Origin of the sequence: Streptomyces sp. NPDC088762 (assembly GCF_044750905.1) — a bacterium.
GTDB lineage: Bacteria > Actinomycetota > Actinomycetes > Streptomycetales > Streptomycetaceae > Streptomyces.
The window spans coordinates 1-20003 of record NZ_JBIVKT010000032.1; the positions used below are offsets into that span (position 1 = coordinate 1).

The 20003-nt window shown below is 69.8% G+C and carries 25 protein-coding genes and 1 pseudogene; 11 read left to right on the forward strand and 15 right to left on the reverse strand.

The genetic code is table 11. The features are described from left to right. Both ACIP5M_RS35685 and ACIP5M_RS35690 read left to right on the forward strand, forming a co-directional pair. A partial coding sequence (locus tag ACIP5M_RS35685; RefSeq protein ID WP_401205271.1) for an adenosylhomocysteinase occupies positions 1-138 on the forward strand: 138 nt, incomplete at its 5' end. A gap of 187 nt (positions 139-325) precedes the next feature. Then, positions 326-964 (forward strand): DUF1772 domain-containing protein, encoded by a 639-nt coding sequence (locus ACIP5M_RS35690; protein ID WP_401205211.1) that lies wholly within the window; start codon positions 326-328, stop codon positions 962-964. 61 nt (positions 965-1025) lie between these two features. On the opposite strand, the gene ACIP5M_RS35695 is transcribed toward ACIP5M_RS35690, so the two are convergent. Continuing rightward, positions 1026-1523: a DUF1772 domain-containing protein gene (locus tag ACIP5M_RS35695; protein ID WP_401205214.1), complete on the reverse strand. Its 498-nt coding sequence runs from the start codon at positions 1521-1523 to the stop codon at positions 1026-1028. Between the two features lie 227 nt (positions 1524-1750). Here ACIP5M_RS35695 and ACIP5M_RS35700 point away from each other — a divergent pair, with 227 nt between their 5' ends. Further along, positions 1751-3103: an acyl-CoA synthetase gene (locus ACIP5M_RS35700; RefSeq protein ID WP_401205217.1), complete on the forward strand. Its 1353-nt coding sequence runs from the start codon at positions 1751-1753 to the stop codon at positions 3101-3103. A 21-nt stretch (positions 3104-3124) separates the two neighbouring features. Here ACIP5M_RS35700 and ACIP5M_RS35705 read toward each other — a convergent pair whose 3' ends face one another. Further along, on the reverse strand, positions 3125-3421 hold the full coding sequence (locus ACIP5M_RS35705) for a MarR family transcriptional regulator (protein WP_401205220.1): 297 nt from the start codon (positions 3419-3421) through the stop codon (positions 3125-3127). A gap of 92 nt (positions 3422-3513) precedes the next feature. Here ACIP5M_RS35705 and ACIP5M_RS35710 point away from each other — a divergent pair. Further along, positions 3514-3684 (forward strand): annotated as a pseudogene (locus ACIP5M_RS35710) (alpha/beta hydrolase); the annotation flags it as partial. Between the two features lie 204 nt (positions 3685-3888). On the opposite strand, the gene ACIP5M_RS35715 reads toward ACIP5M_RS35710, so the two are convergent. The 3 genes from ACIP5M_RS35715 to ACIP5M_RS35725 all read right to left on the reverse strand — a co-directional run bounded on the left by ACIP5M_RS35715 (position 3889) and on the right by ACIP5M_RS35725 (position 5613). Next, positions 3889-4281 carry a hypothetical protein gene (locus ACIP5M_RS35715; RefSeq protein ID WP_401205277.1) on the reverse strand — a complete coding sequence of 131 codons (393 nt, stop codon included), beginning with the start codon at positions 4279-4281 and terminating at the stop codon, positions 3889-3891. A 167-nt stretch (positions 4282-4448) separates the two neighbouring features. Then, positions 4449-4838 (reverse strand): RidA family protein, encoded by a 390-nt coding sequence (locus ACIP5M_RS35720; RefSeq protein WP_401205222.1) that lies wholly within the window; start codon positions 4836-4838, stop codon positions 4449-4451. A gap of 4 nt (positions 4839-4842) precedes the next feature. Further along, the gene (locus ACIP5M_RS35725; RefSeq protein ID WP_401205225.1) at positions 4843-5613 is read right to left on the reverse strand and encodes a helix-turn-helix domain-containing protein; all 771 of its coding nucleotides are present in this window, start codon (positions 5611-5613) and stop codon (positions 4843-4845) included. 229 nt (positions 5614-5842) lie between these two features. Here ACIP5M_RS35725 and ACIP5M_RS35730 point away from each other — a divergent pair, with 229 nt between their 5' ends. From ACIP5M_RS35730 to ACIP5M_RS35740, 3 genes are read left to right on the forward strand one after another with little or no spacing between them, the layout of a single operon-like run. Further along, on the forward strand, positions 5843-6514 hold the full coding sequence (locus ACIP5M_RS35730) for a DUF4097 family beta strand repeat-containing protein (RefSeq protein WP_401205228.1): 672 nt from the start codon (positions 5843-5845) through the stop codon (positions 6512-6514). Positions 6515-6532: 18 nt separating this feature from the next. Further along, positions 6533-7495: an ATP-binding cassette domain-containing protein gene (locus tag ACIP5M_RS35735; protein WP_401205231.1), complete on the forward strand. Its 963-nt coding sequence runs from the start codon at positions 6533-6535 to the stop codon at positions 7493-7495. After that, a complete protein-coding gene (locus tag ACIP5M_RS35740; protein WP_401205234.1) occupies positions 7492-8283 on the forward strand; it encodes an ABC transporter permease in 792 nt (263 codons plus the stop codon). Before ACIP5M_RS35735 ends, ACIP5M_RS35740 begins: the two co-directional genes overlap by 4 nt. A 94-nt stretch (positions 8284-8377) precedes the next feature. Here the strand turns inward: ACIP5M_RS35740 and ACIP5M_RS35745 are convergent, their stop codons facing one another. From ACIP5M_RS35745 to ACIP5M_RS35755, 3 genes are all read right to left on the reverse strand, one after another. Continuing rightward, positions 8378-9169, reverse strand: coding sequence for an inositol monophosphatase family protein (locus tag ACIP5M_RS35745; protein ID WP_401205237.1), 792 nt, complete (start codon positions 9167-9169; stop codon positions 8378-8380). A 538-nt stretch (positions 9170-9707) separates the two neighbouring features. Then, entirely contained in the window at positions 9708-10019 is a 312-nt protein-coding gene (locus tag ACIP5M_RS35750; protein WP_401205240.1) for a hypothetical protein, read from the reverse strand. Positions 10020-10329: 310 nt separating this feature from the next. Then, entirely contained in the window at positions 10330-10716 is a 387-nt protein-coding gene (locus tag ACIP5M_RS35755) for an ester cyclase (protein ID WP_401205243.1), read from the reverse strand. Between the two features lie 74 nt (positions 10717-10790). On the opposite strand from ACIP5M_RS35755, the gene ACIP5M_RS35760 reads away from it, so the two are divergent. Next, on the forward strand, positions 10791-11435 hold the full coding sequence (locus ACIP5M_RS35760; protein ID WP_401205245.1) for a TetR/AcrR family transcriptional regulator: 645 nt from the start codon (positions 10791-10793) through the stop codon (positions 11433-11435). 137 nt (positions 11436-11572) lie between these two features. Here the strand turns inward: ACIP5M_RS35760 and ACIP5M_RS35765 are convergent, their stop codons facing one another. The 6 genes from ACIP5M_RS35765 to ACIP5M_RS35790 all read right to left on the reverse strand — a co-directional run bounded on the left by ACIP5M_RS35765 (position 11573) and on the right by ACIP5M_RS35790 (position 16017). After that, positions 11573-12250, reverse strand: coding sequence for a histone-like nucleoid-structuring protein Lsr2 (locus ACIP5M_RS35765; protein ID WP_401205247.1), 678 nt, complete (start codon positions 12248-12250; stop codon positions 11573-11575). 264 nt (positions 12251-12514) lie between these two features. Then, positions 12515-12913: a hypothetical protein gene (locus ACIP5M_RS35770; protein ID WP_401205274.1), complete on the reverse strand. Its 399-nt coding sequence runs from the start codon at positions 12911-12913 to the stop codon at positions 12515-12517. Positions 12914-13379: 466 nt separating this feature from the next. Then, complete coding sequence (locus tag ACIP5M_RS35775) at positions 13380-13865, reverse strand: hypothetical protein (protein ID WP_401205249.1); 486 nt, start codon at positions 13863-13865, stop codon at positions 13380-13382. Between the two features lie 26 nt (positions 13866-13891). Then, complete coding sequence (locus ACIP5M_RS35780) at positions 13892-14386, reverse strand: hypothetical protein (protein WP_401205252.1); 495 nt, start codon at positions 14384-14386, stop codon at positions 13892-13894. A gap of 384 nt (positions 14387-14770) precedes the next feature. Beyond that, the gene (locus tag ACIP5M_RS35785) at positions 14771-15682 is read right to left on the reverse strand and encodes a hypothetical protein (protein ID WP_401205255.1); all 912 of its coding nucleotides are present in this window, start codon (positions 15680-15682) and stop codon (positions 14771-14773) included. Further along, positions 15679-16017 carry a hypothetical protein gene (locus ACIP5M_RS35790; RefSeq protein WP_401205257.1) on the reverse strand — a complete coding sequence of 113 codons (339 nt, stop codon included), beginning with the start codon at positions 16015-16017 and terminating at the stop codon, positions 15679-15681. Before ACIP5M_RS35790 ends, ACIP5M_RS35785 begins: the two co-directional genes overlap by 4 nt. Positions 16018-16520: 503 nt before the next feature. Between ACIP5M_RS35790 and ACIP5M_RS35795 the strand changes: the two genes are divergently transcribed. From ACIP5M_RS35795 to ACIP5M_RS35805, 3 genes are all read left to right on the forward strand, one after another. Next, a complete protein-coding gene (locus tag ACIP5M_RS35795) occupies positions 16521-16913 on the forward strand; it encodes a hypothetical protein (protein WP_401205260.1) in 393 nt (130 codons plus the stop codon). A 602-nt stretch (positions 16914-17515) separates the two neighbouring features. Next, the gene (locus tag ACIP5M_RS35800) at positions 17516-17776 is read left to right on the forward strand and encodes a hypothetical protein (RefSeq protein ID WP_401205263.1); all 261 of its coding nucleotides are present in this window, start codon (positions 17516-17518) and stop codon (positions 17774-17776) included. 12 nt (positions 17777-17788) lie between these two features. Next, entirely contained in the window at positions 17789-18784 is a 996-nt protein-coding gene (locus ACIP5M_RS35805; protein WP_401205266.1) for a helix-turn-helix domain-containing protein, read from the forward strand. 129 nt (positions 18785-18913) lie between these two features. Here the strand turns inward: ACIP5M_RS35805 and ACIP5M_RS35810 are convergent, their stop codons facing one another. Continuing rightward, on the reverse strand, positions 18914-19456 hold the full coding sequence (locus ACIP5M_RS35810) for a hypothetical protein (protein WP_401205268.1): 543 nt from the start codon (positions 19454-19456) through the stop codon (positions 18914-18916). Between the last annotated feature and the right edge of the window lie 547 nt (positions 19457-20003).

Below are 20003 nucleotides of genomic sequence, written 5' to 3' on the forward strand. Positions count from 1 at the left end.
AAGCACCTCGACGAGAAGGTGGCCCGCCTCCACCTCGACGCCCTCGGCGTCAAGCTCACCACCCTGCGCCCGGAGCAGGCCGAGTACATCGGCGTGGACGTCAACGGCCCCTACAAGCCGGACCACTACCGCTACTGACGGCACCGGCCGTACCGACGGCACGGACCGGACCGGACCGCCGACCGTACGGATTTCGCCACCGGCTCTCGAATCCCGCTCGAGAGCCGGTGGAAACCCCATGGCCGGGTATCCCGGGGAATGCCACGATCGGATGTCCGTGCCGAGGGCGAGCAGTACTCCCACCACCCGCAGATGAGGAAGTCCAATGAACCCCAATCCGGCCGGTAGCCCCCAGCAGTACCCCGCCGGCGGCCCGAGTCCCTACGCGGCCCCGCCCGGCTCCTACGCGCAGCCCCAGCCCGGTGCCTACGCCCAGCCCGGGGCGCCCGCGCCGACCGCCGAGCGCGGCAAGGTGGCCACCGCCCTCCTCCTGGTCTCGACGGTCCTCGTGGGCCTGATGGCCGGCCTCTTCTTCGCCTTCGACGTCTCGGTCATGCCGGGTCTGGCGGCGGGTGACGAGCGCACGTACGTCACCGCGATGCAGAACTTCAACTCCGCGATCGACGGCAACGGGCTCTTCGGCATGGCGTTCATCCTCGCTCTGCTGGCGTCCGCGGCCTCGGCGATCGTCGAGTTCCGCAAGGGCCGCAAGGTGGTCGCCGTCTGGGTCGGGGTGGCCGCCGTCGCGTACCTCGTCGTCCTGATGATCACTTTCTCCGTGAACATCCCGCTCAACAACGAACTGGCCGACGCGGGCGACGCGGCCAAGCTGACGGACTTCTCGATCGTCGACAAGTTCAAGGGCACCTGGGTCTCCACCAACATCGTCCGCACCCTGCTGTGCACGGTGGCCCTGACGGCCCTGTCCCGCGCCCTGGTCCTCTACGGCCGCGCCACCCGCTGAACGCGGGCCCGACACGGGACGAAGTCCCCCGGCCGTCCCGGCCGGGGGACTTCGTACGCGGTCAGACCATCTGGCCGTGCAAGTACAGGGCCCAGCCCAGGAAGCCGGCCGCCGCCGTGCACAGCAGCGTCCGCCAGACGTTGGCGCGGGTCCAGGGGCCCTCGAAGGCGCGGCGGACGGCGGCCGGATCGCTGATGCGGGCGACCGGGCCGGCCTTCTCCAGGGCGTTGTTCAGCGGGATGTTCACCTTGTTGGTGAGGCCCATCGACAGGATGTAGCAGACCAGGGCCGCGATCAGCGGGGGCAGCACGTCACGCCCGTCGGACGGGACGTGCAGGGCCAGGGCCAGGGCGGTGAACAGGAACGCGCCGATGTAGCCGAGGACGAACCAGCCGTTCAGGATGGCCTTGTTGATGTGCTGCATGACCTCGATGACCGTACGGTCGTCGGTGCGCTTCAGACCCGGCATCACGGAGACGGAGAAGCCGTAGAACAGGCCGCTGACCAGACCCATCGTGACCGTGGCGGCGATGAGCGAGGCCAGGCGTGCGGTCTCCATCGTGTGTCCCCCTGCTCGTCCGTCCTCGGAGCTTCTCGGTCATCGATTCTTCGGGAACGGGTCATCGAATCGTCAAGTCATGGCGACTATACGGGCGGGGGTCGCCCGCGTCGCCCCGTAATCGAGCGGCCTTCCAGTAGGCCTTGAGCGGCGCGCAGGGCGGGCCGGTGTCGCACGCCTGCCTCCCTTTTGGCAGCCTGGCCCCGGGACCACAGAGGGGAGTCACCGTGCTCACGGCACTTGAAGGCGCATACGGAGACCGGGAGGACGCGGTCGCGATCGCCGGCCGCACCGCCTCCTACGAGGAGCTGCTCGGTGCGGCCCGGGCGGTGGCCGCCGACGTCGCGGGACTCCCGGCCTTCGCGGTGACCGCCACGGCCTCCCTGGAGACCGTCGCCGCCGTGGTCGGCGGACTGCTGGCCGGCGTGCCGTGCGTACCGCTGCCGCCCGACGCCGGACCCGCCGAACGGGAGCACATCCTGCGCGACTCCGGCGCCCGGCTCGTCGAGGCGGACTTCGCGCGGCGCTCCGCCTGGACGGGGCCGGCCGCGGCGCCCGGGGACCCCGCGCTGATCCTGTACACCTCCGGGACCACGGGCGCGCCCAAGGGCGTGGTGCTCAGCGGCGCGGCGATCACCGCCGACCTGGACGCGCTCGCCGGGGCCTGGCAGTGGAGCGCCGAGGACACGCTCGTGCACGGGCTGCCGCTGTTCCACGTGCACGGGCTGGTGCTGGGCGTCCTCGGGGCCCTGCGCACCGGGAGCCGCCTCGTGCACACCGGGCGGCCGACGCCGGAGACCTACGCCGCGGCGGGCGGCAGCCTGTACTTCGGGGTGCCGACCGTGTGGTCCCGCATCGCCGCCGCACCGGAGGCGGCGGCCGCGCTGTCCGGGGCCCGGCTGCTCGTGTCGGGCAGCGCGGCCCTGCCCGCGCCGGTCTTCCGGGACCTGGAGGAGCTGACCGGGCTGCGGCCCGTGGAGCGGTACGGGATGACGGAGTCGCTGATCACCATCAGCGGCCGGGCGGGCGGCGAGGTCCGCCCCGGTACGGTCGGCACCCCGCTGCCCGGCATCCGCACCCGCATCGCGGCCGAGCCGGGCGCCGAGATCGGGGAACTCCAGCTCACCGGCCCCACGTTGTTCTCCGGGTACCTGGGGCGGCCGGAGGCCACCGCGGCCGCGTACACCGAGGACGGCTGGTTCCGTACGGGCGACATCGCGGCCGTCGACGAGGCGGACGGGGTCCACCGGATCGTGGGCCGCGCCTCCATCGACATGATCAAGTCCGGCGGCTACCGGATCGGCGCGGGGGAGATCGAGAACGCGCTGCTCGACCACCCCAAGGTGAGCGAGGCGGCCGTGGTCGGCGTCCCGGACCCGGATCTGGGGCAGCGGATCGTCGCCTTCGTCGTCGCCGAGGGGGTCACGGGCCCCGAGCTCACCGATTTCGTCGCCGCGCACCTCTCGGTGCACAAACGGCCGCGCGAGGTCCGTTTCGTCGCGGCGGTGCCGCGCAACGCCATGGGGAAGCCGCAGAAGAAGCTGCTGCTGACGCAGGACGCGTACGAGGAGCGGCCCTGACCTGAGGTACCTGAGGTCTCGTCAGCGCCCGTCGCGCACCAGGTGCCGGGCCAGTACCTCCAGCGCCTGCGCCACCTCGGGCAGGCGCTGCGCCTCCGCCTCGCCGAGGATCCGGGCGAGGGCCTCCTCGACCTTGGAGGAGCCGGCGGCCCGTACGGCGGCCACGCGCGCGGAGACCTCGGGGGCCTGACGGACCGGCGTCCGGCGCCGGTCGGCGGGGTCGGGCGCCGTCTTCACGGACCCGGCCGCCTTCAGCCGGGCGACGGCGCCCGAGACCTGACTTTGCGGCAGGCCCGTGCGCTGGGCCGTCTCACCCACGGTGGTGTCCGGGTGCGCGGCGATGTCCCCGCCACGATGACCACGGAGCGGGGCTCATCGCGCAGAGCGGCGAGGGCGACGCGGACCGCACCGTGGACCTCGTCCCGCACCTCACCGACCACTACACCGTCCTGACCCACGACCGGCGCGGCCTCTCCCGCAGCCGGGCGGCGCGGCCCGGGCGGACCACGGCGATCGCCGAGCACGCCGAGGACGCGCACCGCCTGCCGGCCGCCGTCACCGACGAGCCGGCCCTGATGCTCGGCTGCAGCCTGGGTGCGGTCATGGGCCTTCACCTGGCCGCCCGGCACCCCGGGCAGGTCGCCACCCATCGTCCCGGCCCTGGGCGAGGCCACCGTGCCGACCGTCTTCGACCACCAGTGCGCCGTCGCCCTGGCGGACCTCCTGGCCGCCCCCATACGGACGTTCCCGGGTGGGCACAACGGCAACACCACCCACCCCAAGGCCTACGCGGCCACCCTGCGGGCCGCGCTGTCGGAGGCGAGGTCCGGGTCCACGGAGGCGAGTTCGTCCGGGTGGTCCATGAGCGCGAGCTGCTCCCGGTAGCCGGCCAGCGCGGTGCGGAGCAGGTCGGACCGTTCGGGCTCCAGCGCGCACATGCGGCGCGCGGCCTCGACGGACTCGTCCCGCAGGGCCAGGGCTATCGCGGGCTGGTGCGCGAACTCCTTGCTGTAGTCGTACAGCGCCTCCGTCAGCAGGGGCAGGTACGCGAGCGGGCTCACCTGGACGAGAACGCGATAGGCGGCGACCCGTTGCCGGACGGGCAGCGCCTCCGATCCGAGGAGGGCCACCCGGGCTCGGAGTACCGCGTCGTGATTGATGTGCGCCGTGTTGTTCATGACGGAGATTCTGAAAGCCGCACAGGTACCCAAACAAGGGCATCCGCCTGTGCCGTTCGTCCTACGAAAACACCCTCTGACCTGTCATGATGGATACGTCATCACCCCTGCGGGGGTCAGACGGCGAGGGGCCGGCAGCTTCGGCGGCGCCGGCCGGACGAGTTCGTCTAACCGATCACGGCGTCGATCTCCACCTCGACCAGCCAGTCGGGGTCGATGAACCGGGACACCTCGACGACCGTCAACACCGGCCGCACGGTCGCGAACCGCTCGCCGTGCGCCCGGGCGGCTTCCTTCCACGTGGTCACGTCGGTGAGCATGATGCGCGTCCGAACGACGTCGTCCAGAGACGCCCCGGCCTCCTCCAACGCCCGCTCGGCGATGTCCAGACACCGCACGGTCTGCGCATGGACGTCCCCCACTCCCACGGTTGCCCCGTCGTCCCCGATGGGGGCCGTACCGGCAACCGCCACGTAATCCCCCTTCCGAACCGCCCGCGAAAAGCCGATCTCCGGCTCCAACGGCGATCCGGAGCCCACGTTCTGTCGAAGTCCCATCGGTTCAGGATTCCAGACCGGGCGCGGCCCCACCGGGCGGTGTCCCGGTGCCGTCCGAGGCCGACTCGGGCTGGGTGTGGAGGATTTCGCGGGCCTGGTCCGCGGCGCGCGTGATGCTCTCGGAGACGAAGTCGACGAAGCGGGCGATGTTCTCCAGGCGGACGCCGGCCGGGGTGTCGCGGCCGAGGATGCCGACTCCCTGCCGTGCGGTCTCGGCGAGTTGGGCTGTGCCGCGGGCACTGGCGATCATGGACTGGTACCAGACGTCGTTGTCCGCGACGTAGCGCTCCCGACGGCGCTCGTCGCGCTCCCTGCGCACGAGGCCCTGGCCCTCGAGGAACGCGATCGCCTTGGAGATGGACGCCGGGCTGACCTGGAGGCGCCGGGCGAGTTCAGCCGCGGTGAGGCTGCCCGCGTCGCTGGTGTAGATGCAGGTCAGCACCCGGGCCATCATCTTGGGCGTGCCCGTCTGTATGAGGACGGTCGTGAACGTCTCCTCGTACTCGCGCACGGCCTCGGGGTCGCGTCCGTGGGCCTGCTCGGGTGCCTGTGGCCCTCGGGGCGCGGCCTGCCGGCGCTGGTGGGCGCGGCGCTCGGTGGCGCGCTGGGCCAGGTCGGCGCGGTAGCCGGTGGGGCCGCCGTTGCGCATCACCTCACGGGTGATCGTCGAGGTGGGGCGGTCGAGCCGCCGGGCGATCTCCGCGTAGGCGAGGCCGTCGGCCACGCCCAGCGCGATCTGCTGGCGTTCCTGCTGAGTGAGCCTGCCTCCCGGCATCGGGATCTCCTCTGTGCTCGTCGAGTGCCTCCAGCATAGCGTTCACTCCCCATCCATTGCAACGCTCAACGGAGCATCCGTTGCGTTGAATTCAGAATCGTTGCAACGATGTTCAGGCTCTGACCTGCAGTGATTCAGTACATCCGCAACGAACAGCTTGTCGGAATGCTGAACGCAACGTAGCGTTTGGGTCATCGGAAACGAAGTGACAAGAAGTCAGGAGCACACCATGAAGAAGTTCGACACCGCCGCCCCGATCACCGCCGTCCTCGATGTCCCGGCGGGCCTGATCCGGTTCATCGCGGCCGACCGCGCCGACACCACCGTCGAGGTCCTGCCCGCGGATGCCTCCAAGAGCCGGGACGTGAAGGCGGCGGAGCAGATGCAGGTCGCGTACGCCGACGGCGTGCTGCGCATCGCGGCCCCGGCGGCGAAGAACCGGATCCTCGGCAACTCCGGATCCGTCGAGGTGACGGTCCAGCTGCCGGCCGGCTCCCGCGTCGAGGCGAAGGCGGCCGCCGCCGAACTCCGGGGCGTGGGACGGCTCGGCGAGGTGGCCTTCGAGGGGGCGCAGGGTTCGGTCAAGCTCGACGAGGCCGCGAGCGCCCGCCTGACCCTCATGGCCGGCGACATCTCGGTCGGCCGTCTGGCCGGTGCCGCCGAACTCAGCACCCAGAAGGGCGATCTGCGCATCGCCGAGGCCCTGCGCGGCACGGTCGTCCTGAACACCCAGGCCGGTGACGTGACGGTCTGCGCCGCCCGCGGAGCCTCCGCCTCCCTGGACGCCGGCACCGCCTACGGCCGGATCCACAACACGCTCCGGAACACCGACGGCGCCGCCGCCGACCTGAACATCCACGCGACCACCGCCTACGGCGACATCACCGCCCGCAGCCTCTGAGGAGCAGGAGCACCCACCATGACCAACCTGGCCATCGCGGCGAACGGACTGCGCAAGTCCTACGGCGACAAGACCGTCCTCGACGGCGTCGACCTGGCCGTCCCCGAAGGAACGATCTTCTCCCTCCTCGGTCCGAACGGCGCCGGCAAGACCACCGCCGTGAAGATCCTCTCCACCCTCATCCCCGCCGGCCCGGGCACCGGCAGCATCCACATCGGCGGCCACGACCTCGCCACCGACCCCCAGGCGGTACGCGCCGCGATCGGCGTCACCGGCCAGTTCTCCGCCGTCGACGGCCTGATCACCGGTGAGGAGAACATGCTCCTCATGGCGGACCTCCACCACCTCTCCCAGCGCGAGGGACGACGGGTCACCGCCGAACTGCTGGAGCGCTTCGACCTCACCGAGGCCGCGAAGAAGCCCGCCTCCACCTACTCGGGCGGCATGAAGCGCCGCCTGGACATCGCCATGACGCTGGTCGGCACCCCGCGGATCATCTTCCTCGACGAGCCCACCACCGGCCTCGACCCGCGCTCCCGCCACACCATGTGGCAGATCATCCGCGAGCTGGTCTCCGACGGCGTCACCGTCTTCCTCACCACCCAGTACCTGGAGGAGGCCGACGAACTCGCCGACCGCATCGCCGTGCTCAACGACGGCAAGATCGCCGCCCAGGGCACCGCCCGGGAACTGAAGCGCCTCATCCCCGGCGGACACGTCCGCCTCCGCTTCACCGCCCCCACCGCCTACCGGTCCGCCGCCTCCACCCTGCTGCAGGCCACCCGGGACGACGAAGCCCTCACGCTGCAGATCCCCAGCGACGGCAGCCAGCGCGAACTGCGCTCCGTCCTCGACCGGCTGGACTCGGCCGGCATCGAGGCCGACGAACTGACCGTGCACACCCCCGACCTCGACGACGTGTTCTTCGCCCTGACCGGCGGCGCCGGCGTCCCCCACCAGCCCGAGGAGGCTGCCCGATGAGCTCCCTGTCCCTCGCCGTACGCGACTCGTCGACGATGCTGCGCCGCAACCTCCTGCACGCCCGGCGCTACCCGTCACTCACCCTGAACCTGCTGCTCACCCCGATCATGCTGCTGCTGCTCTTCGTCTACATCTTCGGCGGCACGATGAGCTCGGGCATCACCGGCGGCAGCCCCGACCGCTCGGCCTACATCGCCTACCTCGTCCCCGGCCTGCTGCTCATGACCATCGGCAGCACCGTCATCGGTACCGCGGTGTCCGTCTCCAACGACATGAGCGAAGGCATCATCGCCCGCTTCCGCACCATGGCCATCCACCGCCCCTCGGTCCTCGTCGGGCACGTCATCGGCAGCGTCCTGCAATCGGTCGCGAGCGTGCTCCTCGTCGGCGCCGTCGCCTTCGCCATCGGCTTCCGCTCCACCGGCGCAACCGCCCTGGAATGGCTGGCGGCGTTCGGCCTGCTGGTCCTCTTCGCCCTGGCCCTCACCTGGATCGCCGTCGGCATGGGCCTCAGCAGCCCGACCGCGGAAGCCGCCAGCAACAACGCGATGCCGCTGATCCTGCTGCCGCTCCTGTCCAGCGCCTTCACCCCGATCGACTCCATGCCCGGCTGGTTCCAGCCGATCGCCGAGTACCAGCCCTTCACCCCCGCCATCGAAACCCTGCGGGGCCTGCTGCTCGGCAGCGAGATCGGCCACAACGGATGGCTCGCCGCCGCCTGGTGCCTGGGTCTCGCGGTGCTCGGCTACTTCTGGTCGACCTCGAAGTTCAACCACGACCCGAAGTAACCCGCATGACAACACCGCACACGTCCCGCCCCAGGGCGGCGTACGCCGGCAACCCGCCGGTCTGCGCCGCCCCGTCGGCGTTCGGGGGCGGACCTCAGCCGCGGACCATCGACATCAGCAGCCGGTGGGTTTCGGCATCGGCGCCCACGACGAGTCCGCGGCCTCCCTCCCCGACCGGCCCACCGTCGATCCCGGTCACCACGCAACCCGCGGCCCGGCACAGGGCGATACCGGCCGCGAAATGCACGCTCCCGGACAGGTCACCGCCATCGGTGACGTACGCGGCGCGCTTACCGGCCGCGACCCAGGCCAAGGCCAGCGTCGTGGACCCCACCCGGGGCCGGAAGTGCTCCACGAACCGCGGATGCGCCAACAGCTCCACGGCCCGGAAACCGGGCGCACCGGGAAACGGCGGGTCCAGGTTCACGTCCACGAGCCGCGAGCCGGCCGAAGGCGACAGCCGGACGTCGACACCGTCGTGCCGCACCCAGGCCGCCTCCCCATCGGTGAAGAAGACCTCACCGCCGAACGGATCGGCCACCGCCGCCGCCCCGCCCCGCAGCGCCACGTTGACGGCCACCAGCATGGTGCCGACGGCGTAGTTCAGCGTTCCGCACAAGGGATCCACCAGCCACTGCCGCGCGGCTTCCCCGGCCCCCTGCTGCCCGCCCTCCTCCCCGAGGACACCGTCCCCGGGCCGGGCGCCACGCAGCACGCCGAGGATCGCCTTCTCGGCTTCCACATCTGCAGCGGTGGCGAAATCCCCGCCCCCCTTGTCGATACGACCGATCCGCCGCCCGTACATCCCGCGCACCACGTCCGCCCCGGCACACGCCGCCGCCACCGCGACCCCGACATCGCCGGTCCCCACCCCCGCATTGATCATCCCCGCACGATACCGCCACCCGCGCCCCGGGTACGCGGCCCGAAACCGTGCAACGCCCCGACCCGTACAACCCCAACGGCATGCCCCACCGCCGCCGTTAACCATTCTCGCGGCCCCATCCACGCCCCTGTGGTTTCGCCCGCTTTGAGATCGCTGTCTGGAACCCCGAACGTCTCTGGTTCAGCAAAGACGAATTGACGGCACTGGAGGAACGGCTAGGCCACCCGGTGAAGCAGATCCGGGCCTATATCTGAACCTCGGCAGCTCACCGATCAACTGTTGCAGAGGACGGTACGACAACTGCTGGTGATACCAAACTCATGCTCGGCGTCCCGAACTCAGGCTTGCGCCAGCGGGTGTCCTGATAGCTGGCTGCAGAGCGCCAGTAGCCGGCGAGACACAGAGATGGTTCCAGTCGTCCCGGAGGCGATCCAGTCGTACCTCCGCTCGCACCCGGCGTCCCCCCTCAGTGGGCATCGGGGGCAGCGGAATCCCGACATCGTTCGTCACCTTTGCCCCCTGGGTTTTTCTTTGGCGCTCAGAACCCGTCGCCCCATCCAAAGGTGATGCTGTACGCGCGCTGCAGTGCGTGCCGACCGTGGTCCCCGTCTGCGCAGGCCCACACGAGGGCTGCGGCGAACCAGATCAGAAAGATTCCGCTGACGATGCCCAGAGCGACCAGCTTGCCGTACCAGCCGAGGAGGACCAGAGCACCGATCACGATGACCGCGCCGACGTGGGCTCCCCACAAGTCGAGCGACGCAGCCTTGCGTGCCTCTCTGCTTTCGGCCCGCTCTGCGGCTAACCGCTGCTCGCGAACAGACTGCGGTTCGTTCTCATCGAAGTTCATCCCATCCGCCCGAAGCGGGACGCCACATGCGCCAGGACACCCTGGCCTCCTGGCTCGCCAAACACCCCGAGATTGAGGTCATCTATCGGGCCGGTGCAGCACTTTCAGCCAGACCGCTGCCGGCGCGGCACCCTACGCAATCCAGGTGCCAGACAGGTGGCAAACGAGTTGGCCGCACTGGACGGCGGCACGGAAGACTGCGGCCCCAGGGCCTGCTGTTGCGCGGACCTGGACACCCACGAGCTGTTGAGAATGCCCTGCTCTCATGCCCGGACGCCCGCCAGATCACTCGGGCGAGGCCATCGTCGCCTCAGAACATGCCGTTCTGATTGCGTGCCTCGTCGGGGATCTGCTGCATGACGTCCCAGTGCTCGGCGATCAGGCCGTCCTCCAGGCGGAAGATGTCGACGATCGCCGTTCCGGGGCCGCCCGGCACCCGGATGCCGTGGACGTGAGCGATCACATGGTCGCCCTCGGCAAAGATCCGCTTCACCTCGGCGCGGAGGTGGGGGAAGTCCGCCTTGAGGGTTTCGACGAACTCCCGGAAGCCCTCCAGGCCATCGCCGATCCGGGGATTGTGCTGGATGTAGCTGTGGCTAAGCAGCTTCGAGGCAGCGCTGTGGTCCTTGTCGTTGATCGCTGCCTGGTAGAAGGCCAGGACGGTCTGCTTGTTCTCTGCGAGTCGTGCGCTGGGCAAGGCTCCCCCTCATGAGTGAACAGCTGTAGCGCTACGAATGTACGGCAACGGATGTGCAGATACAATCGATCACCGTGGACAAGAAGTCACCGGGCAAGCAACAGCCCCGCGGGCGCAATCCCCGCGGTCAGGGCGAGCGTCTCCGAGAGGAGATCGTCGCCGCCACTCTCCGCATGCTCGACGAGCTGGGCGACGACCAGGCCCTGTCCCTCAGGGCCGTCGCCCGGGAGATCAGCGTCGCCGCGACGTCGGTGTACCTGCACTTTCCCGACCGCGATGCACTCGTGCTGGCCGCGCTGGAGCGCTGCCACCAGGACCTGATGCTTGCCGTGCAGCAGGCCGAGTTCACCAAGGGCGGCCCGGTCGCCCAACTGCGCGCCCGAACCCTCGTCCTGGGCACCTGGGCACACGACCACCCGGGTCTCTACAAGGTGCTGCACGAGAGCACCCTCAACCAGCGCACGGACATGCGCTTCAAGGAAGAACTCGGGCGTACGACCACGGCTGCAGTCCAAAGGTGCATGGACGCCGGCCTGGCTCCGACGGACGACGCCTCTACGGTGGCCCTAGACCTACGTGCCGCAGTGCACGGCGCGGTATCCATGCGGGTCAACCAGCCCGGCCAGCACTGGCCCCCGCTCGAGGACCAGGTCGATCGCTTCCTTCGCAAGCTCGTGGGCACGTCACCGACCCCAGTCGACGACAGGACTGGCGCGTAGTCAGCTTCCCCGGCCAGCAGGCGAGCTTCGACGTCCCGAACCGCGTCGGGGCCCCGACGTTCGTGTCCACCGAGACCATCCGAACGAGTCGCCTCACTCGAACCGGCCGCCCACCATGATCGGTCGGGAACGGCCGCTCAGGCCGGGTTGGCTCGGCCCCACGCGTCCAGGACATCACCGGGAATCCGGCCCCGTAGGGGGACGTGATAGCCGTTCGCGCGCGCCCACTCTCGGATGCTGTCGCTACTGACGGCCGGTCTGGCCGGAGGATCCGGATAGGCGACGCCCGGCGCTGTGGAAGGGGTGAAGGCGGTGGGAAGGTCGAGGAGGTCTTCGGGGAACTGAGGGACGGAGATTTCTCCGCTCAAGACCGATGCGAGGAAAGCGGTGAGGGTGCCATCGTGGGTGTACCAGCGGGGCCCTCGGGCTTCGTTGACGGCGATGCGCCAGCTGCCGGGAGCGTCTTGGGGGTCGGTGATCCAGAACAGGTACGCGCCGTTGGTGGTGACACCGATGGGGAAGAGGTGCCGTGGGTCGTAGGGGACCGGGTGGCTGCCCTCGTCGTAGTCGTGGTGGAGATGTCGGCGGATGCGTGAGGGCATGGGCCCGGTGAGGTTGGCCCAGGGGGTGTTCGCACGGGGGTGGTAGACGTTGATGTAGTCGCCGTAGAGCCCTGGCCCGTAGGTGGCGGCAAGCTGTTTGTAGTCCTCGGGGAGGTGCATGCCGAGCTCCGCTTCCACAGCGCTCCAGTCGATGAGGAGCTGCGGCGCGGCCGGCGGCGGGCAGAGCCGGGTCAAAGCGGCGAGGTCGGTCATCCGATTCCTTGACGGCGGCGGACAAGCTGGGCGGCATGGTCCGGATTGCGCTTGCTCTTAGCCAGGTGGAAGCCGTTGTGGGTCATCGGCCTCCAGTCGCAGCCTCCTACTGTGGCCTTTCCTCGGCCGCCGTCCCGGACAGCCGATGAACCGGTCAGCCTTCGAGTCCGCTTGCGTGAGATCGGTGTCCCTCCGCAGCGCGGGCGCTCGGCGGAAGCGGGAGCCGATACGCCCTGGCGACCTCAGGCGGCGAATTGCGGACACTCATGCAGGGTCTGTTGAGCCTCGCTTGTCCTCAACGTGGACGACGTGAAGCTCGGTGCCATCCTGATGGCGCTTGGAACGTCCGAACAGCCCGACAGTGATCTGCGACTGATCCTGAGGCTCATCGGGGCCGACGTAGGTGAGGACGTCGTTGTGGTGCCCGGTCACGACCCATCCCTCGGCATCCTTGAGGTCGATCACCCCAAAGTCTCCTGCCGGAGATCCGGCATGCGCCGCGCCGAACTTCTTCAGGATCTCGGTGGCCTGTTCGGCGAGCTCTCCATCCGGTGCGGTCAGCACGACACAAGTGCCATGTTCGAACAGCACCCACGACTTGCGCGGGTCGGCGAGAAGCCGCTGCCAGACGTCCACGAGTATCTCGGTGTCCATGGCAGTCATCATGCCGCAGAGCACTGACACGGGTGCCGATCGACCGGCGCCTGCGGCGATGCGCGCCTCCTGAACATGCGCACCAACCAGTCCCGGGGCCGACCACGCTGCGGACCCCGCGGCGCTCCCCATCTCCCGACACACCTGGCGCCTCCTCGCCTTCGGCGGCGGGCCGCTCGGCTGAAGCGTCTTCCCCGGGGACACGGCCGCCGTGCTCGGCGCAATCGGAGCTGCTCCAAGCCCGGATCCGGCGGAACTGTTACTCAGGCACAGAAGGCCCCCCACCTCGGTGACGCGGCAGCGTCGGTGTAGTCGAGGAATCCGCCGCCGCGATGATCGATGGAGAGTGCTGTTCGAGCCCGTGGGCGATTGCGCTTCGACGAACGGCTTTGGAACAGCGTGGCCACGTCGTTCGCGAGTCTTGCGGCAGGCCGTAGGGATACGGCTCTCTCGACCGCGACCCCGGCGTGGGCATTCAGAGCCTGTAGGCACCTCGCCAGGTCCAGCCGGCTTCCAGAACCGTCGCGCGGAGGGGGTTCTTCAGCTGCCGGGAGTCGAAACTGAACGTTTCGACCTTGCGCCTGCGGCCGTCGGGGCCCTTCTCGAGAACCCACTGCTTGCGCACCCGGCGGATCGGTCCGCGTCCGTGAGCCCGGGCCACGGTCCGGCCAGGGGGCGCGCCCGCGCGAGTGATCTCGAACTGCTCGTCCACGGCCCGCACCTCACGCTCTCGGGGCCGCAGAGACATCCAGACCTTGAGGGTCCGGTCCACCTGCCGTCGCGACGTGCCGTCGCCGGTGGCGGGCTCGATGACCCGCCACTCTGCCACCAGGTCCGCGCCATTGGTTCCGGTCTCGCGGACGCTGAAGGGAACTCCAGAGGCGTTCAGCGCGAGCAGCGCGCTTCGCAGGTCCCGGGCAGGAAGGGCCCGGGCACCTGCCTCTGCATGCCGGGTGCCCATCCACCTGTCCCACAGGGAGCCCACGACTACGCCGCCTTCCCCGTGCCGGGACGTACGCTCCGCAGGAACTCCTGGAAGCCCCCGACCACGTGATCGTGCTGCGCGCTCGTCGCGGTCAGCGCCAGCCGGATCACCCCACGCTTGCGCGGTTCTTCGATGTCGACGAGGGAGAGGTAGACCTGGGACTGGACCAGGTCACGGTGTGTCTCGCCGGCGAGCGCCCTGAAGGCCAGCCTCTGGGTCAGGGCAGGAGCTTCGGCGCTGCCGAACTCGTGGTAACCGTCGACTGTCACCGAGTCGGCGACGGCAGCCAGGCGGCGGACCGACTCTGCGGCGAGGGCAGCCAGAGTCGTCCCGTCGGGCGGGAAGCCGCCGTCCACGGTGATGTTGGCGGCGAACCCCGTGTCAGGGTGCGGGTGCACCGCGGCGAACGCGACTCCTGGGTCGCCGCTTTCCGGGCGGGCCGGCAGCCAGCCCTCGGGCAGACTGAACTCGATCGGGACCGGCAGTGATGTGGGCATGGGGCGCCTTCTGGTTCCAATCGCCGGCCTCAACGTCGAACTTCCATACACCGGTCGCCTCGTCCTCCTTGTACCCGATCCAGGCTTCGGCGCCCGGGTCCGCCCAGCCTTCTCCGGACACCCCGACGCCGATGCCGGCGGCCTCCACGCCTCCGGCGACGGTCCCTTTGGCTCCGGCGACGGACTTTGCCCCAAGCGTTGCCTCCTCCTGGGTGAGCTTGGCGCCCAAAGGCCGCTGCCGTCGCTGATGCCCTCTCCAACCTGCACCCCGAATGCGCACCCCGATCGCGGGTGCGTCGATTCACTCCGCGCGGCAGCAGCTGCTCCACCTATCACCAGGCCCGCAGGGCTCCGTAAAGCCAAGATCAGGCCCGTTGGGCAGGATCAGGGCTGTTCCCAAGGCGTGGGATCCGGGCGGCGATGCCACCACCAGCCAACCGGGTTCTGTTCTGCGGACGCGCCAGTCAGTTCCCTGCGCAGGCTCCCTGACGGATCTTCCTCCGTCGCTGCGGCGAACCGCCTGTCCAGCTCCTCCAGCGCCTTGCCGAGCAGTTCGGTGACCTCACGCGGCAGGCGGGCACCGATGCCGGCGAGCTCGTCGCGGGCTTCCAGCCTCTCTCGATAGAGGTCGGCCGGATACCACCCCGACGGAGCCCATCCGGATTCCAACTGCAGGATGACCCGCTCCCACACGACCAGGTTGTCCTTCGCGGACCAGATGGGGCTGCCAGTGCCGTCGTCCAGGGAAAGCCGTGCCAGGCCCGAGGCGGTCTGCCGTACCTTCTCCACCGATGCCACGAACGCATCGGCCACGGGGGTGTCCGGCCTCTGTTCGCGCACGAACTCGGCAAATCGCGTCACAACCGCCCGCGGCAGCTGAGCCACCGGCGCTTCGACGGCGGTGACCGCGTAAAGAGCGGGCTCGTCGTCGGAGAGCTCAAGCCGGGCACGCGTGAGAAGGCCCTCCGGCGTCACGGCCCAATAAGCACTCGGAAGCGCTTCCGCAGCGGGGGACAGGACGGTCGTCGTGGTGGCTTGCGCGAACTTCGCGGCGAGTTCGGACTCAAGCGGCCGATCAGCCACCTCGTCCTGGGCGTAGATGTCCAGCGACCACGCGACATCACCATGGACCGCCCGGTGTTCGCACGAGACGAGCGCATCCCAGTTCCGAAGGTCGGGATCGCCGTCAGGATCGGCCACGTCCACATCGCTGACCGCGACACCGAGGCATCCCGCAAGGGCCACAGCCATGGTCTCGGGGCTGACGGCGGCGACGGTAAGGAGGTTATAGGTCACGGATACGTCCCGTTGTAGATGGCCAGGGCTTTCTCGACGATGCCTGGATTGTTGGTAAAACGCGGGTTCCTGGTCAGCTGTGGTGCGGCACTGATGTCCCCCTTCGCCTTGGCTACCTGCTGCAGGGCTGCGTACTCGTTTCTGTCGAGCTTCACGATGCCCGGCCCGGAATCCGGATAGGTCCTTCCCGAGTCTTCGACACCATAGGTGCGCCCGTTCACCTCGTAGCGGTCGAGTTCCTTGACATAGGTCGCCTTGCCGCTGGCGATGTCGGCTATGTCCTGGGCAACGGCGCTCTGGTGGCCTCGGAGGATGACGCTGTTGCTCTCCTTCACCTCGCCACTGGCCGATCCCGAAACGGTGTGGCGCGCGTTGGGCGGCTTGAGCTCCTTGCCCGCGGCCGGTCCTTGCAGCTCGCTCGACGCCGGCCAGGGCCCTCGGCCGGGTCCCGAACCCGCTCCGGCTGGCGTGCCCGTTCGAAAGGCGTAGGGATCGCCGGCCGGCAGCCCGTCGGGGAGCCCGGCGAAAGCGTAACGGGGGCCACTGAAGCCGCGGCCAGCTCGACGATCGTGGCGGTAGCTGCCGCCGCAGCGACTTCGGTGGCGCCGAGGGTGAAGAATGCCAGGGCTGTACCGGCGACGATGACCGCACCGGCGATCTCCAGTTCCCGGTCGAGTTTCGGTGCTGGGCGGGACGGCCGGTGTGGCCGCCTTGTACCGCAGCGCCAGTACCGGCCGGAGCCCGTTCCGCCTCCGGCCGGGCCCCTGGTGGCGCCCTCGGAGGAAGTCCAGCAGCATGCGGCCCGGGTGGCGGGTGCCGGGCGGGGTGGAGGGTGGTGATGTCGGGCCGGCAGCGCCGTGTGTGCACCGCCAGCGTGATCGGTGCGGTGCTGGCGGGCTGCGCGTGGTGGGCGACGGCAGTCGGCTGGCCCACGGTCGGTCTGACCCTGTCGGTGCTCGCCGCGGTCATGTTGTGGGAGAGCGCCTGGCGCTCTGGCGCCTTTCATCTCCCACCCCGCCACCCCGGTGGGGGCCGGCGGCTGTCCGGCGCGGACGCGGACGAGGAACGCTCGCTGCGCCTCCTCGCGGCCGCGGACCGTGCCTTCGACACCGGGCAAGGGGTCCGCGCACTCGGCGAGGAGGACTCCTTCGAGCGGATCGTGCTCCTGGGCGTCGGCTGGATCCCGGGCCGTCCCTATCCGCCGCCCGGAACACGGTTACCCGAAGCGTGACGCCCCCCGGGATGCCTGGGGGCCGTGGTGGGTCGTCTCCGGCTTCTCCCGGGCTCCCGGGCACGTGTCAGGGGCGGCTCCGGGAAGGGCGGGAGGCGTTCTCGTGGAGTGGCTGGGTGCCCGGAATTGCCTACGGATTGGCAGCTGGCCGGCAATCCGACTTCTTTGCCGGACAGCCGGACAGTATTGCAAAAACTGGAATAAGCCGCAGGTCACAGCAGCGACTTAATACAACCGCGCGGTGTTTCTGTTTGCCGGACACCCTGCTGGGGGTCCATATTTAGGCCTACGCCTCGCGCGGGTCCTCGGTGGCTTTGGCTACCGCTATGCCTTGTGCGGGTCCCATGGCTTCTGTTGGTCCAGATCGCCGGGGAACGATACCGCCTCCGTTGGCAGACGGAGCGCGGAATGAATAGCTCCACTTTCTCAGCCTCTCGCATATTAGTGCGAGGGGCTTGAGGTCGTTTCGAAGGAACTTGCCGTGGCCCCTATTCGTATGTAGTAATCGTGGGGTCAAAAGGGGGCCTGCCAGCTCCCCGGAGACGTTTTCCCTGAAGGCGATCTGGACCAACAAAAAAGAAGAATGGGGAGTGGTAGGCGTTATGACCAACTGGGTCCTGGACCGCGCGCGGCGCGGGTACGACACGGTCTCGTGCGTGGTGGGCGAGATCTGGACGCGCGTCAAGCCGTCGAGGACGTTCGTGATCGTGATCCTGTTCGCGGTGCTGGCCGTGCTGTTGCTGGTGGCGGGCGGGATCGCGCCGACCGTCAGTGTGCAGGTGGTCGGTGCCGTCTTCGGCGCCATCGAGGCCATCCGCCGTCTGACGGCGAAGGCCGTGGTGGTCCCCGGCGCCGCCGGCTAGCTGGACACCACGATGCACAGCATCACTCCGGAGGCGGCGGAGCTCGCGTCTGAGCTCCGCCGCCTGCGGGCAGCGTGCGGTAACCCGACGCTGTCCGCGATCAGCAACGCCACGAACGGGTACGCCTCGATCGCCACGCTCTCGCGTCTGTTCTCGGGTAAGGCCCTGCCGTCCTTGGCGGCCGTGCTGTTCACGGCGCGCGTGCTGAGCGGCGAGGACGGCGTGGAGGTGGTCCGCGTGCTGTACTCGCGGGCGAAGAAGGCGCAGCAGCGCGCCCGGCCCCTGTCGGCGGAGCGCCGGCCGAGGCCGCTCGCGGGCCAGGTACCCGTGGCGGGCACCGAGGGGGTGGTCTTCCAGGACAGGCTGCGCGCTCTGGTGGCCAAGGCGGGGCTGTCGGTCCGTGAGCTGGCCTACCTCTCCGGCGTGCCCAGGAGCACGCTGGGCGATGCCCTGAGTCATCCCAGGCCCCCACAGCCGCGCGTGGTGGCGGCCATCGCCAGGGCATGCGGTGTTCCGGCCGGCCCGTGGGTACGCGCTGCCCGTGCTGCCCGCGAAAACGTCGACGAGCCGCTCTCCGTGGTCTCCATCAGGGAGATACCGCGTTCGGGCCTCGCCGCACCGGCATCGGGGAACCGCAACGAGCAGAGCGGTGCGCAGCTTGCCGGGTTCTCGCCTTCGGACGTCCTGATCGAGGCTGCGCTGACCCGGCCCCCGGGCGAGATCGCGGACTTGGTGACGCGCTTGAGGGCCAGCGGCGACACTGCCCTTGCCGAACGGCTCCTGAAGGTGGCGGCGCAGCGACGCACGGTCGAGGACGTCGCCGCCCTGGCGCTCGCTCTGCGGAAGGGCGAACAGGCCGCAGCCGGCTCCCGGACGCTTCCGCCCCCGCGCCCGTCGCCGGAGCTGCCCTTCCCGGCCGAGGCCGTGCCGCCGGTGATCAGGCCGGCCGAGCCGAAGGAGCATTGGGAGAGGCCGATTAGGTCCCGCAGAGCCGCCGGATTCCCGTAGCCCCGGCAGGAGCCCCCTTCGTTCCGTCCCCTGCGACGGGACGAAGGGGCACACGGTCACCAAACCACCGGCACCCCAGGGCGCGCCCTGCGGCGGCCGCGCACGTCCTGCCCTGCAGTGGAGCGTTGTTCAGCGGCTGTTGAGGGTGTGGTGGAGGGCGGTGCGCAGGATGTGTCCGGTGGGGCGGCAGGTCCGGCGCCCCACACGTCGTTCCAGGTTTCCAGGGCTTGGATGTGAGGCTGGTTGGTCCAGTAGACCCCGCGCTGGAGCGGTGCCCAGAGGGCCTCTGTGATGCTGACGACGAGTCGGGCGGTGAGTCCGGTACCCCGAGTAGGGTCCGGCCCCTCCCAGCGTCTGTCCGGCCCGCTGGGCGCCTTCGGGGATCGGGTCCCACTCTCGGAGAAGGCCGCGGTGCTCGAGTTCGGTTCGGAGTGCGGGGGCGAGCGCGAGGAGCCGGCTGATCCGGTGGCGGCCGTTCTCGCGGAGCCGGTCGCGCTCGGCGCGGATCCGTGTGCGGGCCGCGCGGAGTTCGGGCCCTCGCAGGCCGAGGAGGTTCGCGTCCTGTTCCGCGCGGGCCTGCCAGCGGGTCTCGGCGGCCTGCTGCTCCTGGACCAAGGCGTCGAGCCGGTCGAGGTCGGTGGGGGAGACCGCTACGACCATGGTGTGTGCCATGACCCCATCCTCCCCTCGGAGAAGGGAAGTCATGGGCGCGAACTGTCGGCCCCCAGGCCGCTTCGCACAGCCGGGCCCGGTATCTATATAGATACTTGGTGATCTGGACCAAGCCCTTGATTCCAGATCTCATCCGCCTGTAAAATTGAAGCGCACCGGCAGGACAGAGTCACCTCGGTAGCACGACTTACCTGAGGGAGCACACCCCGACAGCGCCCCGTAGGGGCCTACCGGCAGCCTGGCGGAACCCACCCCCTCTTGTTGCCAGCCGGGACCGCGAAGCGGGCCCTGCCCTGGAGGCGAAGCCGCAAGGGCAGGGGTGGGAGCGAAGCGGACACCCCAACAGGCCGAAGGCTTCGATCCCGTGAAACGGGATCACCTCCCGTGCGGAGCGCGGGAGTCCACGCCCGCGAAGCGGGCGGTCCGGAGCGAAGCGGAGGACCCCGGCCCAAAGGGCCGGCCTTGGCCCGGCGAAGCCGGGCCCCGCTGAGCGCAGCGAAGCGGTTCCCTTCCCAGGCGCGCAGCGCCTGGGGTCCCGCTCCGCGGG

Bases quoted from the DNA above. Each gene is read 5' to 3' on its own strand.
- ACIP5M_RS35690 (WP_401205211.1), top strand. From the start codon at position 326: ATGAACCCCAATCCGGCCGGTAGCCCCCAGCAGTACCCCGCCGGCGGC.
- ACIP5M_RS35695 (WP_401205214.1), bottom strand. From the start codon at position 1,523: ATGGAGACCGCACGCCTGGCCTCGCTCATCGCCGCCACGGTCACGATG.
- ACIP5M_RS35715 (WP_401205277.1), bottom strand. From the start codon at position 4,281: ATGAACAACACGGCGCACATCAATCACGACGCGGTACTCCGAGCCCGG.
- ACIP5M_RS35720 (WP_401205222.1), bottom strand. From the start codon at position 4,838: ATGGGACTTCGACAGAACGTGGGCTCCGGATCGCCGTTGGAGCCGGAG.
- ACIP5M_RS35725 (WP_401205225.1), bottom strand. From the start codon at position 5,613: ATGCCGGGAGGCAGGCTCACTCAGCAGGAACGCCAGCAGATCGCGCTG.
- ACIP5M_RS35730 (WP_401205228.1), top strand. From the start codon at position 5,843: ATGAAGAAGTTCGACACCGCCGCCCCGATCACCGCCGTCCTCGATGTC.
- ACIP5M_RS35735 (WP_401205231.1), top strand. From the start codon at position 6,533: ATGACCAACCTGGCCATCGCGGCGAACGGACTGCGCAAGTCCTACGGC.
- ACIP5M_RS35740 (WP_401205234.1), top strand. From the start codon at position 7,492: ATGAGCTCCCTGTCCCTCGCCGTACGCGACTCGTCGACGATGCTGCGC.
- ACIP5M_RS35745 (WP_401205237.1), bottom strand. From the start codon at position 9,169: ATGATCAATGCGGGGGTGGGGACCGGCGATGTCGGGGTCGCGGTGGCG.
- ACIP5M_RS35750 (WP_401205240.1), bottom strand. From the start codon at position 10,019: ATGAACTTCGATGAGAACGAACCGCAGTCTGTTCGCGAGCAGCGGTTA.
- ACIP5M_RS35765 (WP_401205247.1), bottom strand. From the start codon at position 12,250: ATGACCGACCTCGCCGCTTTGACCCGGCTCTGCCCGCCGCCGGCCGCG.
- ACIP5M_RS35770 (WP_401205274.1), bottom strand. From the start codon at position 12,913: ATGACTGCCATGGACACCGAGATACTCGTGGACGTCTGGCAGCGGCTT.
- ACIP5M_RS35775 (WP_401205249.1), bottom strand. From the start codon at position 13,865: ATGGGCACCCGGCATGCAGAGGCAGGTGCCCGGGCCCTTCCTGCCCGG.
- ACIP5M_RS35780 (WP_401205252.1), bottom strand. From the start codon at position 14,386: ATGCCCACATCACTGCCGGTCCCGATCGAGTTCAGTCTGCCCGAGGGC.
- ACIP5M_RS35795 (WP_401205260.1), top strand. From the start codon at position 16,521: ATGTCGGGCCGGCAGCGCCGTGTGTGCACCGCCAGCGTGATCGGTGCG.
- ACIP5M_RS35800 (WP_401205263.1), top strand. From the start codon at position 17,516: ATGACCAACTGGGTCCTGGACCGCGCGCGGCGCGGGTACGACACGGTC.
- ACIP5M_RS35805 (WP_401205266.1), top strand. From the start codon at position 17,789: ATGCACAGCATCACTCCGGAGGCGGCGGAGCTCGCGTCTGAGCTCCGC.
- ACIP5M_RS35810 (WP_401205268.1), bottom strand. From the start codon at position 19,456: ATGGCACACACCATGGTCGTAGCGGTCTCCCCCACCGACCTCGACCGG.